This window comes from Thioalkalivibrio sp. ALE16, assembly GCF_000381305.1.
In the GTDB taxonomy this organism is placed as follows: domain Bacteria; phylum Pseudomonadota; class Gammaproteobacteria; order Ectothiorhodospirales; family Ectothiorhodospiraceae; genus Thioalkalivibrio.
Genome location: NZ_KB906366.1, coordinates 23,618 through 38,646, shown reverse-complemented (window position 1 = coordinate 38,646; position 15,029 = coordinate 23,618). Strand labels below are relative to the sequence as shown.

Annotated in this window: 14 protein-coding genes and 1 pseudogene; 11 read left to right on the top strand and 4 right to left on the bottom strand. The window is 68.6% G+C overall.

The window, feature by feature from the left end; all coding sequences use genetic code 11:
- Positions 1–26 precede the first annotated feature (26 nt).
- Positions 27–341 carry an MliC family protein gene (locus F627_RS0111120; protein WP_018866090.1) on the top strand — a complete coding sequence of 105 codons (315 nt, stop codon included), beginning with the start codon at positions 27–29 and terminating at the stop codon, positions 339–341.
- Entirely contained in the window at positions 338–1,399 is a 1,062-nt protein-coding gene (locus tag F627_RS0111115) for a phosphotransferase (protein WP_019584067.1), read from the top strand. The genes F627_RS0111120 and F627_RS0111115 overlap by 4 nt, the downstream gene beginning before the upstream one ends.
- Before the next feature lie 139 nt (positions 1,400–1,538).
- Here F627_RS0111115 and F627_RS0111110 read toward each other — a convergent pair whose 3' ends face one another.
- Complete coding sequence (locus F627_RS0111110) at positions 1,539–2,432, bottom strand: hypothetical protein (RefSeq protein WP_019584066.1); 894 nt, start codon at positions 2,430–2,432, stop codon at positions 1,539–1,541.
- Positions 2,433–2,531: 99 nt separating this feature from the next.
- On the opposite strand from F627_RS0111110, the gene F627_RS0111105 reads away from it, so the two are divergent.
- Complete coding sequence (locus F627_RS0111105) at positions 2,532–3,836, top strand: PAS domain S-box protein (RefSeq protein WP_019584065.1); 1,305 nt, start codon at positions 2,532–2,534, stop codon at positions 3,834–3,836.
- A gap of 23 nt (positions 3,837–3,859) precedes the next feature.
- Here the strand turns inward: F627_RS0111105 and F627_RS0111100 are convergent, their stop codons facing one another.
- Entirely contained in the window at positions 3,860–5,122 is a 1,263-nt protein-coding gene (locus F627_RS0111100) for an HD-GYP domain-containing protein (protein ID WP_019584064.1), read from the bottom strand.
- Positions 5,123–5,266: 144 nt separating this feature from the next.
- Here F627_RS0111100 and F627_RS0111095 point away from each other — a divergent pair, with 144 nt between their 5' ends.
- From F627_RS0111095 to F627_RS0111080, 4 genes are all read left to right on the top strand, one after another.
- Complete coding sequence (locus tag F627_RS0111095; protein ID WP_019584063.1) at positions 5,267–6,271, top strand: TIGR00341 family protein; 1,005 nt, start codon at positions 5,267–5,269, stop codon at positions 6,269–6,271.
- A 148-nt stretch (positions 6,272–6,419) separates the two neighbouring features.
- Entirely contained in the window at positions 6,420–7,562 is a 1,143-nt protein-coding gene (locus tag F627_RS0111090; RefSeq protein ID WP_018866084.1) for a hypothetical protein, read from the top strand.
- Between the two features lie 19 nt (positions 7,563–7,581).
- A complete protein-coding gene (locus F627_RS0111085; protein WP_019584062.1) occupies positions 7,582–8,529 on the top strand; it encodes a hypothetical protein in 948 nt (315 codons plus the stop codon).
- Between the two features lie 237 nt (positions 8,530–8,766).
- Entirely contained in the window at positions 8,767–9,996 is a 1,230-nt protein-coding gene (locus F627_RS0111080; RefSeq protein WP_019584061.1) for a bifunctional diguanylate cyclase/phosphodiesterase, read from the top strand.
- Here F627_RS0111080 and F627_RS0111075 read toward each other — a convergent pair.
- Positions 9,990–10,685 (bottom strand): DUF4197 domain-containing protein, encoded by a 696-nt coding sequence (locus tag F627_RS0111075; protein WP_018866081.1) that lies wholly within the window; start codon positions 10,683–10,685, stop codon positions 9,990–9,992. The two genes, F627_RS0111080 and F627_RS0111075, sit on opposite strands and share 7 nt — an antisense overlap.
- A 112-nt stretch (positions 10,686–10,797) precedes the next feature.
- Here F627_RS0111075 and F627_RS0111070 point away from each other — a divergent pair, with 112 nt between their 5' ends.
- Positions 10,798–11,865, top strand: coding sequence for a triacylglycerol lipase (locus F627_RS0111070; protein ID WP_019584060.1), 1,068 nt, complete (start codon positions 10,798–10,800; stop codon positions 11,863–11,865).
- Between the two features lie 164 nt (positions 11,866–12,029).
- Here the strand turns inward: F627_RS0111070 and F627_RS0111065 are convergent, their stop codons facing one another.
- Entirely contained in the window at positions 12,030–13,157 is a 1,128-nt protein-coding gene (locus F627_RS0111065) for a site-2 protease family protein (protein WP_018876342.1), read from the bottom strand.
- 119 nt (positions 13,158–13,276) lie between these two features.
- Between F627_RS0111065 and F627_RS17025 the strand changes: the two genes are divergently transcribed.
- The 3 genes and pseudogenes from F627_RS17025 to F627_RS15735 all read left to right on the top strand — a co-directional run.
- Complete coding sequence (locus F627_RS17025; RefSeq protein ID WP_155986834.1) at positions 13,277–13,438, top strand: hypothetical protein; 162 nt, start codon at positions 13,277–13,279, stop codon at positions 13,436–13,438.
- Positions 13,439–13,510: 72 nt separating this feature from the next.
- Positions 13,511–14,167 (top strand): MOSC domain-containing protein, encoded by a 657-nt coding sequence (locus F627_RS0111055; RefSeq protein WP_019584059.1) that lies wholly within the window; start codon positions 13,511–13,513, stop codon positions 14,165–14,167.
- 309 nt (positions 14,168–14,476) lie between these two features.
- Positions 14,477–14,734 (top strand): annotated as a pseudogene (locus F627_RS15735) (cellulase); the annotation flags it as partial.
- Positions 14,735–15,029 lie beyond the last annotated feature (295 nt).

The window sequence follows — 15,029 nt, the reverse complement described above, 5'->3', positions numbered from 1 at the left end:
GCACACCATCCACCGGAGGCCACCGCGTGCGCCCACTCCTCGTCCTCGCCGGAATCGTCCTGCTCGCCGGCTGCAGCGCACTGCCCCGCGGCGACGACGCGCCGCGCGAGGTGTCCTACATCTGCGCCTACGGGCCCGAGTTCACCGCCACCTTCGAAGACAACCAGGCCCTGCTCGCCTTCAATGGTGCCCGGGCCCGCCTGCAGGCCACCGAGACCGCCTACGGCGGACGCTACGCCAACCCCACCGACGACATCGTGTTCTGGACGCGGGACGACGCGGCGATGCTGGAGATGGTCGGCGTGTTCTGGAGCTGCCGCGCCCTGCCCCCGCGCCGATGAGCGCCCGCACCACCGACTTTGTCCGGCAGGCCACCGGCGCCCGCCAGGCGGAACGCGAGCAGGTGATCCAGACCCTGTGGAGCGGTTACGGGGAGATCGTCCGCTACCGGCTGCAAGGGGCCGACCAGCCGACGGTCATCCTCAAGCACGTGGTCTTCCCCGACGCAATGGACCATCCGCGGGGCTGGAGCAACGACCGCTCGCATCAGCGCAAGGTTCGCTCCTACCAGGTGGAAATGGCCTGGTATCGCGACTGGACCGGCCTCTGCAACCCCGTTAGCCGTGTGCCCCACTGCCTGGCCACCGGGACCATCGGCGACGAGCACCTGCTCCTGCTGGAAGACCTCGACGCCGCCGGCTTTGCGCGGCGCAAGGAACACCTGACCCGCGCCGAGGCGCAGCACTGCCTGCACTGGCTGGCCCGCTTTCATGCACGCTTCCTGGGACACGCCCCGAAGGGGCTGTGGCCCGAGGGCAGTTACTGGCACCTGGCCACCCGCCCGGACGAATGGGCCGCCATCGAGGACCCGGCGATTCGCGCCGCGGCGCCCGTGCTGGACGCCGCCCTGACCGGTGCCCGCCACCGCACGCTCGTCCATGGCGACGCCAAGGTCGCGAACTTCTGCTTCACGCCCGGGGCCGACGCCGTCGCCGCCGTCGATTTCCAGTACGCAGGCGGTGGCTGCGGGATGCGCGACGTGGCCTATTTCCTCGGGAGCTGCCTGGACGAACGGGAACAGGAGGCCTGGGAGGCCGAACTGCTGGAGGTCTATTTCGCCGCCCTGGGCAAGGCCCTGCACGCGGAGGGCAAGGGAGACGTGGCCGGGGCCGTCGAGCGCGAGTGGCGCGCACTGTTCCCGGTGGCCCAGGCCGACTTCTACCGCTTCCTGGTCGGCTGGATGCCGGACCACTGGAAGATCCACGACTACAGCCGGCGCACGGCCCTCGCGGTGATCCACCGCATTCAGGACGAAGGCGATTCCGGCACCGGCCCAGAGTCCATCCCGGGGCCCATCTCGGGATCCAGCCCCAGCTCCTCCGCGACTTCCAGCCAGTAGGGCTCCGCCGAGCAGCTGCCCCAGGCCGCGGTCGTGCCTGCCGGTTTCGCGTCCGGGGTGGGCGCTTCACTCGCCGATTCGGTGTTGTTCCGGCTCGTTTCGGTCGTCATCGGTGAATGATGGCATGTCCGGGCGCCCATCACGGAGCGGGAGAGTCGGCCGCGGCCGCGCCCGCCGCGCCGGAAAACCCGGGACCGCGCACATCCTCGGTTGACCAGCCGCGGTTGCTGTCACGTCCCGTAACCCACCACTCGTGCACGAACAGACGCAGCGGGCCCCGCACCCGCTCCTCGAAGCGGGTCGGCAAGGTGAATCCCTCGACCTCGGCATACTCCAGGAAGGTCGTGTCCACGTGGGCACCCTGGGTCGGTCCAAAGCCGTTCAGCGTGATGTGCACGCGATAGAGCAGGTCCGTCTCCGGATGGATCCACATCACCACCTGGTCCCGGTCGGCCTCGCCAAAACCCGGCTCGAGGGTGGCCAGGACGCGCCGATAGGGCACCCCGCCCTCGCGCCGATCCTCCAGGCGCTCGAAACCCGTTGCCCGATGCTTCACGAAGCTGGGTCCGTAATGAAATAGCTCGCCGGCATCCGTGGTCATCGCGCTGGCACGAATCCGCTCGGGATCCGTGCTGCGCTCGCCGTCGTAGTACACCCGAAACACGTCGCCATGGCGGTGCACGCTCTTGGTGCCCTCCGGCCCGGTGTAGTGGAGGGCGTACAGATCATCGGCGGGGCGGAAGCGCTCCTCCCCCACCCCGCGGTAGCCCGCGTCGGCCACCAGCGGCTGGATGCGCTGGATCATGCGCCCCCATTCGCCATCGGTCGCCTGGTTGAGGTCGCCGTCGAACGCGCGCAGATCTCCACCGTGCGCCGCGAGCGTGCGCTGGAACAGGGCGTCCGCCGTCAGTCCATCCTCGAACGTCGCCCCAGGACCGGGCTGGGGAAAGGTCCCGCCACAGCCGGCCAGCAGCACGGCCAGACCAAGCCACAGAACCGCCCACGAGCCTCCCGAACGTGCTGAGTGCCCCATGCCATCGCTCCTTGCAATCAATATCTGTACTTTTCTTGTACACTACCTGTACAGTCATTTCAACGACACAGGTCGTTCGCTCACTGTCCGGAGTCCAGCATGACATCCATCTTCCCTTCCCGAGCCGACGCCGCAGCCGCTTCCGACGCGCCCGCCGACCCCGTGCTCGATGCGATTCGCGAGGCGGTCGCCTACATCGAATTCACCCCGCGCGGCCAGGTCCTCGACGCCAACGAGCGTTTCCTCCAGGCCGTGGGCCACAACCGCGAGGACGTGATCGGGCAGCACCACCGGATGTTCTGCAGCCCGGAATACGCCCGTTCGCTGGAGTACCGCGACTTCTGGCGCCGCCTGGCGGCCGGGGAATCGCGCGCCGGCACCTTCCCCCGAGTGACACGCTCGGGCGAAACCCTCTGGCTCGAGGCCACCTACTTTCCCGTGCGCGACGCCCATGGGCGGGTGGAGAAGGTGGCGAAACTGGCCTACGACGTGACCGAGCGGCAGGCTCAACTGCGCGACCAGGCTGCGGTGTTTACCGCGCTGGACCGGTCCATGGCCGTCATCGAATTCACCCCGGACGGCGTGATCCTCAAGGCGAACGACAACTTCCTCAGGGCCGTGGGCTACGATCTCGACGCGATCCGCGGCCAGCACCACCGCATGTTCTGTGACGAAGCCTTCTACCGCGATCATCCGGACTTCTGGGAGCGCCTGGCGCGCGGGCAGTTGATGAGCGGCAAGTTCCGCCGGCTCACGGCATCCGGTGAGGAACTGTGGCTGGAGGCTACCTACAACCCGATCCTTGATGAACACGGACGGGTCGAGAAGGTGATCAAGTTCGCCACGGACATCACCGCCAGCGTGCATACCGCCGAACGCACCCGTGAAGCGACGGCCGTCGCCCACGAGATGGCGCAGAAGACCGCGGAACATGCCCGCCGCGGCGCGGATTCGCTGCAACAGAACGCCCGCCATACCGAGCAGATCCGCAGCGAGGTCAGCGGCACCCAGGAGGCCGTGGAACGCCTGAACGCCGAGGCCCGCAACATCGAATCCATCATCGAGACCATCCGCACGGTGGCCGAAACCACCCGGATGCTGTCGCTGAACGCCGCGATCGAGGCCGCCCGTGCCGGCGAACAGGGGCGCGGCTTTGCCGTGGTCGCCCAGGAGGTGCGCAAGCTCGCCGCCAACACCAGTGAGGCCACCACCCGCATCGCCGAGGTGATCAACGGCAACCTGGAACGCACCCGCGAGATCGGCGAACGCATCGAGACCGTGCGCGAGATCGCCGAACAGGCCGACGCCCAGGTGCAGACCGTGCAGGGCATCGTCGACGAGATCCACGACGGCGCCAATCTCGTGGTCGAATCCGTCGCCTCCATCCCCCGCGACGGGCACTAACCGTCTTCCAGGTGCGCGGGGGTCTACGCCTCGCGGCGGTCGCGGGTCTGCCGCTCCTGTGGCAGGCCCGACCAGAGTTCATCGAGATCGGGGAACGGCCATGCGGCCGGATCCTCGCGGGCAGCAATGGCCTCCTTCTGGTGTGGCGCGGAGAGATCCACGATCTTCGGGGGGATCCGGCAGCCCGAGGTGGTGGAGTAGAAGATCTTCACGACCGGCTTGAGCAGGGATGCGGACGATTGGTCGACGACCACCCCGATGCGGCCGGATTCCAGGCGTACGAGCGAACCCACGGGGTAGATCCCCAGGCTCTTCACGAAGGCCTGGAACACCCGGGGATCGAAGTGGCCGTCCGCCCACTCGGCCATCTTGCGAATGGATTCGCCCGGATCCCAACCCGCCTTGTACGGCCGGTTCGACGTGATCGCATCGTAGACATCGCAGACCGCGCCCATCTTTGCGTACAGGGTGATCTGCTCGCCGGTCAGCCCCTCGGGGTATCCCGAGCCGTCCATCTTCTCGTGGTGGTGCAGGCAGACATCCAGGGTCACCGGATGGAGCGCTTCCGCGGCCGCCTGAAGGATTCGGTGGCCCTCCGCCGGATGGCGTTTCATCACGGCAAACTCTTCCGCGGTCAGCTTACCCGGCTTGTTCAGCACCTCCAGCGGCATCGCGGCCTTGCCGATGTCGTGCATCAACCCCGCCTCTCCCGCCGCCAGCAGTTCCGTGTCTTCCAGCCCCAGTTCTCGCCCCAGCGCCACCATCAACGCGCACACCGCGACCGAGTGCATGTAGGTGTAGTCGTCCGCGTTCTTCAACCGCGCCAGACTGACCAGCGCCCGGGAATTGCGGGTTACGGAGTCGGTGATCTCCTCGACCACCTTGCGCGCCAGTTCGGTATCCACTGCGCGGCCCATCCGCGCCTCGCCAAAAATCGACGTCATGGCCTGGCGCGACTTCCGGCAGATGGTGGCCGCCCGCTCCAGCTCCTCCCGGGTCGAGGCGGGCTCCCGGTCGCGCCCCGTATCCGGGATGAACTGCAACGGCGCCGGCACCGCGACGTCGCGTTCCTCCGGCGTCACAACGGCCTCCACGGCCTCCGTGTCGCGCCCCCTGGAGGTGTCGATCCACACCTCGCGGATACTGCTGTCCCGCAGGCTCGCCAGATCCTTCGGGTCATCCAGCAGGAAGCGCGTACGCCAGAAGGGATGCTCCATCCACGACCCGCACAACTCGCGGATAAACATCCCGCAAACGACGTGCTCCACCTTGATCTTCTTCAGCATTCGTGTCCCAGGTTCGTCGAGTCAGGGCACGGGGCGCCCCGCGGCCGGGATTATCCTGCCACTACCGGAGAGCCACAAATCGCGGCTAACGGCGCCTAACGAGAAGCCTTGCTAGGATGCCGGTCATCCACCGGGAGGACGTTCATGAGCAGCAAGATCATCGAGGTCGTGGGACCCGCCGGGCACCTGGACACCGTGCTGGGCATCGCCGAGGGGCTCGCGATCGACGTGCTGTGGCACGGCGTGGACGAGAACCGCGACCGCATGGCGGTGCACATGCTGGTCAGCACCGAGTACCGCCAACGCCTGATGGACGACCTCTACCGTGTACTCGGCGCGTCCGAGACCGCGCGTATCCTGGTGCTGCCGGTCGAGGCCGTACTGCCGGCCCCCTTTCAGGAGCCGAAAGAGGCCGACAAGGAGGCGGCCGGCAAGAAGGCCCGCGCCGTGTCACGCGAGGAGCTCTACACCAACGTCGCCGGCGGGGCGGATCTCACCGGCCAGTTCCTGCTGCTGACCGTGCTGTCCACCATCGTGGCCGCGATCGGCCTGCTGGAGAACAACGTGGCCGTGGTCATCGGCGCCATGGTCATTGCGCCCCTGCTGGGGCCCAACCTGGCGCTGGCGCTGGGCACCTCCATGGCGGACACCCGGTTGATCGGCCGCTCCCTGCGCACGAACGCGGTGGGCCTGGGGGGTGCCATCCTGATCGGGATGCTGCTCGCCACGGTCATGTCGGTGGATGTGGGTGCCCGCGAGCTGCAGATGCGCACCGAGGTCGGACTGGATTCGGTCGCGCTGGCCCTGGCCTCCGGTGCCGCGGCCGTGTTGTCGCTGACCACCGGCCTGCCCACGGTGCTGGTCGGCGTGATGGTCGCCGTGGCCCTGCTCCCGCCGGCCGCGACCGTCGGGATCATGCTCGGCTCCGGCGAATTCTCCGCCGCGTACATGGCGGCCCTGCTGCTCGCGGTGAACGTAGTCTGCGTAAACCTCTCGGCCAAGCTCGTCTTCCTCTACCAGGGCGTACGCCCGCGCGGCCAGGCGCAGCGGGCAGCCGCCGCGCAAAGCATGGCGGGCTACCTCCTGCTATGGGCCACCACCCTCGCCCTGCTGGTCTTTCTGATCCTCGAGGCGGACGTCACGCTGTAGTCTCGCCCCCGGCGCCACGCGCGGCTTTGACCCCGTCCACCGCTTCGCCTAATCTCACGACTGGGTGGCGATCCTTCAGGATCGGTGGCGAACATACCGGAATGGATCCGAATGGGCCGCGACCACCCGACAGGGAGGAACCCGCCCCATGCCCCTGCGCATGCCCGGCTTGATCGCCAGACTCGGCCCCTGGCTTCGCCCCGCTCTGCTCGGACTGGGGGGCCTGCTTTGCCTGCCCGCCGTGGCCTCCGTGGCCCCGGAGCCGCTGCCCGACAATCGGGGGGCCTATCTCTCGCCCTATACGGCGCAGGGGGATCTCGCCGGCTGGGTCGACGAGGCCGTGGGCGAATCCTCCCGCGACATCGCGGGTCTCGCCGGGCGGCTGCTGCAGACCGCCGCAATGGCCTATGGCGCGCAGCAGACGCATCGCATGAGCGGCCTGCTCGATCATGCCAGCCGCACCGCCGGTGTCCCCGCAATGGATTTCGGCAGCGCCCTGGTCGCCGCCACCGAGCCCGGCCGCACCCCCGCCGGCGGACTGGAACAGGTCACCGCGATTCTCGGAGAGCTGGGCCGGCACGGACTGGTCGGCGAGCATGCCGGGCACCAGGTGCGCCAGCTCGCGCGCGTGCTGGAGGACCCGGAAGCCGCCGTGCGCGGCGAGCTCGAACGCCTGCAGATCGGATCGCGGGATGTCGCCGGGGTCTTACGGGATCTCGAGCGCCTGCCACACGGACAGCGCCAGGACGTCCTGCGTGCGCTGGGTGACGACACCGCCCCGGCGCTCGAACTCCTGCTGGACGCGGGGCATCAGCGCCTGGACCGCGAGATCCGCGAACTCTCCCGGCCCCGTGGCGCCCCGGCCAGTGCCACCGGCAGCCTCTTTGGCCTGCTGGCGCGCGATGGCAATGCCGGCCTTTTCGGCGCCGGCGAGGTCCTGCAGCGCCAGCTGGGCGATCACGCCCTGCGCCAGGGGGCCGATCTGGGGATGGGCTTCTTCGCCCTGTTCGACGGCTTGTCGCAGACCCACCGCCAGCTCGAACTAACCCCGGAGCGCATGGCGCGCTACCGCGAGGCCGCCGACCGCTCCTTCGACGATCTCGACAGCCTGCTGGTGCACACCATGGTGCACTACCGCACCCGGCGCGACTTCGCCCGCGCCAGCGAGGCCGTGATGCTCCTCTACCCCGAGGCGCGCCCGCGCATGGACGCCGCCCATCGCGTGGCGGGCGACATCATCACCGCCGAATGGCACCGCATGCAGCAACGCATGGACCTGCAATGGCAGTAAACCCACGGAGAACCGACTGATGCGCACCCACCCGACACCCACCCGTTTCCTTGCTCTGGGCCTCGCCCTGACCCTCGGCCTGGCCGCCACGGCCGCCCACGCCACCCCGGGCGCCGACCGCCAGTTCGACCGCAACATCCAGGCAGTGGACACGTCCCTGCTGGAGCCCGGCACCCGCGCGCTGCTGGACACCTATCGCAGCGAACGCGGCTCGCGCGAGGCGCGGCAGATCAGCCGCCAGGCCCTGCCGGGACGCGGCGCCACGCAATGCGCCTGGGACGACCGCTACCGCGCCATGGCCAACCTCGAAACGCCGGCCGAGGTGATCTTTGCCCGCGCCCTGGTCACCAACAAGGGACGCGGTTCGGTGGACCTGGGCTTCGACCGCTTCGAACTGCATGCCGACGGCGCCTGCCCGGATGCGGTCGACAACGGGCCCGTCAGCTTCTGGATGACCTGGTACCAGAACCACCAGGCCATGGAACCGGCGGCCGTCTCCAGCATCGAGGAGGCGCGGCGGCTGTACGCCGCCTCCGCCATGGACAGCAGCATGAAGATGGTCATGCGCTTCGACGGCGAGATGCGGGACGGCCAGCCCCACGGGCGCTTCCGCGTGATCCAGACCAATCACACCCCCGAGATGCAGGGCATGCGCGGCGGCCATGCCAGCAGCCATGCGCTGGGGTATGTCGAATTCGAGGCCGGCGAGCGGATCCGACGGCTGATCGTGACCGAGATGGCCCACGGCGCCACCCTGGTCTACCTGGAACAGCCCCACGGCGAGGCGCACATGCTCAACTACTGGGTCCTGCACGGGGCCGGCATGCACATGGGCGACCATTACCCGACCAACGCCGCGGGCGAGATCGACGGCCGCTTCGTCCGCCTGCGCAGCAACGAGAACCCGCCCGAGATCAGCACCTGCGTGCGCGGCAACCTCCCGGCCGCCGCCACCGCCTGCGACTAGCCCGTCAAATCCGGTGCGGGCGCCCGACCCGCACCGGACAACTGGATCCCCGCGCGACCCAGCCGGCAACAGGCCCGGGCCATGGCGGACGCCGGCCGGCGTTTTCCCGCGCATGGGCTACACTCGGGAAATAGGTCGCGATCTCGTACATTCCGGATCGCGGCCGTGAGCCGCGCCCCGCGATGAGGCGGCCCGCACTGCAGCAACCGGCCCGGGATCGGCCAAAGGAAGTACGCGATGTCCAGGTTCGAATCGGCTCCTCCCTCCGCCGGCGGCCTTCGGTATTCCGACCACCTCGCCCGCACGACCCTGCGCGCCTGGGTCGGCATGTCGTTTGTCACCGCGAGTGCGCTGATCCTCGGTGGGCTGATCCTTTCCTGGCTGATCGTCTACACCGCGGGCGGGGCCGACAGTATCGTCCCGCATTTCTATTACGTCCCCATCCTGTTCGCCGCGGCGCGCTTCGGCGCCAGCACCGCGCTGGTCGTGGCCCTGGTCGCCGGCGTGCTGGCCGGCCCCCTGACGCCGGTGGATGTCGCGGCCGGCACCGCCCAGGAGACCGAGCGCTGGCTGACGCGCACCGGCTTCTTCATCGGCATCGGACAACTGATGGCCTGGCTGGTCATCCCGGCGCTGCATCCGGTTACCGAGGAGCTGCGGCGGATGCGCCAGGAATTCGATATCCGGCGCGGGCTTCGGCACAACGAGTTCTTCCTGCGCTACCAGCCGATCTACTCCCTGGAGCTGGAACGCCACGTCGGGGTCGAGGCACTGATCCGCTGGCAGCACCCCATTCGCGGCGAACTCGCCCCGGCCGACTTCCTGGATGTAGCGGAGGACTCCTCGCTGATCCACGACATCAGCGACCGGGTACTGAACGAGGGCTGCCGCCAGGCCGCTGAATGGAGGGCCCAGGCCACCAAGCATGGCCCCCCACCCTGGTACGTCGCGATCAATCTCTCGGCACACGACATCGTGCGACCCGAAATGGCGGCCCACGTCGCGGCCGCGCTAGAGCGGCATCAACTCCCGCCGGAGCTGCTCCACATCGAACTGACGGAAACCGTGCTGGCCATGGACAATGCCACCGACACCCTGCACCAGTTCAAGTCGCTGGGTGTCCCGCTGGCCATCGACGACTTCGGAACCGGCTATTCATCCCTCGCCTACCTCAATCGCTTCCCCATCGACATCCTCAAGATCGACCGCCAGCTCATCTCCGGACTGGGTCTGGATACTTCCGCTCGGGACCTGTCGCGGGGCATCGTCCTGCTGGCCGACTCCCTGGGTCTGCGCACGATCGCCGAAGGGGTGGAGACCCGGGAGCAACTGGAGATCGGCCGCCAACTGCGATTCGACTGCGTCCAGGGCTACTACTTCGCCCGCCCGCTGCTGGCCAAAGAGATCCCGACCTTGCTGCTCTCCGACGCGCCTCGCACCGGCGGGCTCCACGCGGTCCACTACTGACCGAAGTACTCCCGCAGCAACTGGGTGGTGCGTGCCGCCGGGTCCTCGCGGATACGGCGCTCCTCATCGGCCAGGATGGTGAACAACCCGTCCAGGGCGTGATCGGTCACGTAGCGGTCCAGATCCACGTCCAGCGCCTCCAGGCCGGGAATGCGTCCCGCCGCATCCCGCAGCGGCTGGTACACGCGATACACATCCGCCCGCTCCATCTGCTCCCGGACAATGGGCATGTAGCGCTCGCGCAGGGTGGACTCCGACGCCCCGCGCAGGTACTGCGTGGCGGCATCATCGGCACCCCGCAGCACGCCCTGAACGTCTTCGGGACGCATCCCGCGGATGGCGTCGACAAACACCGGCACCGCCTCCCGTGCCGCGGACTCCGCCGCCCGGTTCATGCGCCGCTCCAGGTCCTCCACTTCGCGCGCGAACCCGACGCGGCGCAGCACATCCCCGGCCTGCTCCAGCTCCTGTGGCAAGCCGATGCGGATCAGCGCGTTCCCCCAGTAGCCGTCCTCGCGGCCGGTGCGTTCCACCGTGCGCTCGGTCCCGACGCGCAGGGCCTCGCGGATCGCCTCTTCGGCTCGATCACCCCCGCCCCCATCCAGCCCGAAATCGCGTACGTCCAGTCCCGCGCAGGCCGTCAGCAGGAAGGGCAGAAGGAGCCAGGGGAGCAGGTAAGCGCGGCGCATAACAGGTGATCCATAACGGGAGTCCCGTCATGATACACAGGGTGGAAAACCCTCTGGTCCATACCCCGCGACACCCCTTGCCGCGCAGGCCCGCTTGTCCGATGGTGAACACATGAACGCCCCCCGTCCCGATTCGTCCCGGCGCCGCCGGCGCCTCGCGGCCTTCCTGATCCTGGTGGGCCTGCCCCTGCTCGCGCTGACAATCTGGGTCGGCTGGGCCGAACACAACCCGGAGCAGGAGCGCGAACTGCGCGTGGAGGTGCAGGACCGCCTGAGCGAGTGGTTTCCGGAGGCCATGGAGCTTCCCGACGAGTTGCTCGGCTTCATTCCCCGATCCGAGCGCTTCGGCGAGGACCACCCGCCGGACGTCCTGCTCCTGCACGGGCTGGACGAGCCTGGCGATATCTGGGATACGCTCGCGCCGGCGCTGGACGAAGCCGGCCTCAACGGCTGGGAGTTCCGCTACCCCAACGACCAGGCCATCGACCACAGCACGGACCTCCTGGCGGAACACTGGGGGCAACTCGAGGGCGATGCCCCGCTGATCCTGATCGGTCACAGCATGGGTGGCCTGGTGATCCGCGATTTCGTGACGCGCTACCGGCAACCCGAGGGCAAGCCGCCCCGGGTCGGGGGGCGGCCAGTGGCCGGTGTCATCCTCGTCGCCACCCCCAACCACGGCTCCGAATGGGCACGGCTGCGGGTCTGGCTGGAGGTGCGCGAATGGCTGGCCGACCTCCAGGAGCAGCGCTTCTCGCTGTTCGCCGGGCTGCGCGACGGCACCGGCGCCGCCAAGATCGACCTGCGTCCCGACAGCCCCTTCCTGGCCGAACTGAATGCCCGTCCCTGGCCCGAGGCGATCCCGGTCCGCATCATCGGTGGCAAGCTCCCCGAACCCACCCCCGCCATGCGCGAGAGCCTCGCCGCGCTGGACGAGCAGATCGACCTGGAGGCGGTGGCCGGACGCATCAGCGAATGGTGGGAGCAGACCGACGAGGAACTGGGCGACGGCGTCGTACCGCTGGAGTCACTGAGCCTGGAGGGACACCCGGAGCCCCTGATTCTTGAGGCCTCGCACCGGGGGCTGCTGGTCCCCGGCCCGCTGACGGACGAGCCCCCCGCCATCGACCCGATCCTCGACATCCTCGACCAGTGGCGCGCCCGCCCCGCCTCCGACTGACCGAAGCCACGCCAACCGCGAGCGGTCTCGGCCGGCCCGTTCAGGCCTCGCGCAACGACGGAACGAACCGGGGCTGTGCCAGCATCGAGACCAACGGCCGCCAGACCATCGGCACCCAACGCACGGCCGGAAAGCCCCGCTCGCCGCCACCCCGGGCGGCCTGCCTATGGCCGCTGCAGATCCATGTGGATCTCGATGGTGCGCAGCAGTTGCTGGCGTTCAATCCAGCCGATCGCGCGCCCGGAGGCCTCCATCACCGGGATCTGGTTGAGGTTGCGCTCGCTCATCATGCGCAGGATCGCCTCGGCCTTCGTGTCTGGCGCCACCCGGCTCAGCGACTCCACCGGGGTCATGATCTCGTCGACCCGGCGCGCGGCCCACTGCTCGCGCGGCAGCTTGCGGCTGTCGCTGAGGCTCACCAGGCCCTGCACCCGCTCCGGCGTACCCACCAGAAAGGCCCGGCGCCCGCCCGGCAGCACATCGTGGTGAATCCAGTCGTCGATGGTGGTCTCCGGGCGCACGCAGGGCGGATCCGGGCTGGCCAGGTCCCGCGCGCGCACATCGGCCAGGCGTTCCCGCATATCGAACATTCGGCCCTGGCCCTCGGCCATGGTCAGCAGGAACCAGGCAATCAGCATCATCCACAGCCCACCGATCAGGTTGCCGATCACCACCAGGTTCCAGAAGGCGAAGCCGAACAGCAGGAACGCCACCACACGCCCGCCCCAAACGGCTGCCTCGGTGGCGCGGCGCGCATCACCCGTGAGCTTCCAGATCACCGCGCGGAACACCCGCCCGCCATCCAGCGGGAACCCGGGGATCAGGTTGAAGATCGCCACGATCAGGTTGATCAGCGCGAGCCAGCCCAGGGCCACCGGGATCGGCTCGTACCCGCCCGCGGTGGCCTGCGCGAGCGCGGCGAAACCGAGCGCCAGTGCCACGCTCACCGCGGGCCCGGCAATGGCGATCCAGAACTCGTCCTCGGCCCGCTCCGGATCCCGCTCCATCTGCGCCACGCCGCCGAAGATGAACAGCGTGATGGACTCCACCGGTACCCCGCGCCGCAGCGCGACGATGCTGTGCCCCAGTTCATGCGCCAGGATGGACGCAAAGAACAGCAGGGCCGTCACCAGCGCCGTGCCGGCCGCCATGGCCAGGCTCCACTCCGGGTATTGATGGTGAAAGCCCGTGCTCATGCTGGCCACCAGCAGGATCAGGATGAATACCCAGCTGATGTGGAGCTGGATACGAATCCCGCGGATATGGCCAAGGATCAGGACGGTCTTGAACATGCAGCAACTCCTTGCGGCGCCAGGCTCTCCGATACCATCAGCGGTACCGACGTGGTCCGTATTATGGCGCGGCGCACTTGGCTGTCGGGGGGCACGGGGCTTGCGGAACATCCGCCGCCGTGAGTGCTCTCAATGCCATGGATATCCCCCTGCTTATCATCGGCGCCCTGCTCGTCGCCAGCCTGACCGCGTTCTTCTCCGGCGTGGTGCCCTACCCCATCGGCTGGATCATCCTGGGCATCGCCTTCATCGCGCGGCTGCTTTATCTGGCCGGGCGCTGAGCGAACAGGCGTCACGCAGACGCGGACCTGTTGTATCGTCGCGACCATGCGCAAGCCCGGAACTGCACCCGTATGACCGCCAACCGACTCATCGGCCTCTACACCGGCCGCGTGGCCCCGGATTACGCCCGAGGCCGCGCCAGCGCCATCGACAAGCAGCCGGTGGCCGGCCCGCTCGCGGTGGGGCCCCTGGGCCTGGACGGTGACGAGCAGGCGGACCCGGACAACCACGGCGGACCGGAACGCGCCCTGCTCCATTACAGCCTGGACCGGTACGACGGTTGGCAGGCGCAGTACCCGGCTCACGCCGCCCGCTTCGTCGCCTCCGGCTTTGGCGAGAACCTCGCCAGCCACGGCATGGACGAGCGCAACGTCCACATCGGCGATATCTACCGCATCGGTTCCGCCCGGGTGCAGGTCAGCCAGCCCCGTACGCCGTGCTGGAAACTCGACGTACGCTTCGACATCCCGGGCCTGGCCCGCGAGGTCCAGGACACCGGCCGCTGTGGCTGGTTCTACCGCGTGCTGCAACCGGGCACCCTCGGCGTGGGCGACACCATCGAGCGGCTTGAACGCCTGCCCGACACCCTCAGCATCGCGGGCGCCATGGCGGCGGTCTACCAGCACAAGCAGCGCACGCCCCTGGAGCAGCTCGCGGACTGCGAGGCTCTGGCCGCCAACTGGCGCGATAAGGCCCGAAGAAAGCTGCGCGGCCTTGGCAAACACTGATCAATCTGCACGCTCGCGTTGGCCCCCAGGTTTTCCGATGCAAGGCGCGGCATGCCGCGGGTAGTGGTTCTACCCACCCGTTTCTAATTGATTCGAGGCGCAACGCAGAATCGGGGAACCCGGGGCACCAGCCCCACAACTTAATCAACGAAGGTGCCCGGCCGCCCGTTGTTGATCAAAAATGCGCGCGCGCACGGCGTTGCGGTTCCCTTGTGCAGAATGACTGCACGGCAGTCACCGCGCATTAAACGCACGCAAAAGCGACTCGAGCGCGAGCGTGTACATGGATCAGTGTTACCCCCTTGCGGGTCGGCAGAAGGAGCGGCCGAAACCGGGGCCGAGGCCAGTGGCGGAATGGCCGGCGGCTCCGAACGGGGGTCCGAGGCCTCCGGTGGCGCGGCCGGCGGTGCGACCGGTGACGGTCGGGCCCCGGGTGCCGAAGGCGGTATGGGCGCAGGTGCCGGCGCGGACACCCGGATGGGTGATGACGGCGCCGAAGCCGAAACCGATGCCGAAGCCGAAGGTGGCATCGACCTGGGGAATGACACCGAGGAGGAAGAAGACTGAAACCAGGTCCGTCGACAGGCCGGCCCCTTCGGCCGGCCTGTACTGCCTGCTCCCCGGGGAGCGATGCCCGGGGTCATCGAACCAGCGGGGGTATCCCCTTTACCCCCTGAACCTTCCTGCCCATGGCACGCGCCATGGGCTTTCCCGAGCCAACGCAAGTCCTGGTGGCCCGGAGCCGAACACCTTCCTCCGCCCCCTCGCATCCCCTCCGAACGATTTCCACCGGATCTCCACGCGGCGTGACCGATGACGGATATCCCTTTGTCTGTGCAGGTTCGCGTGCCTGTTCTATAGC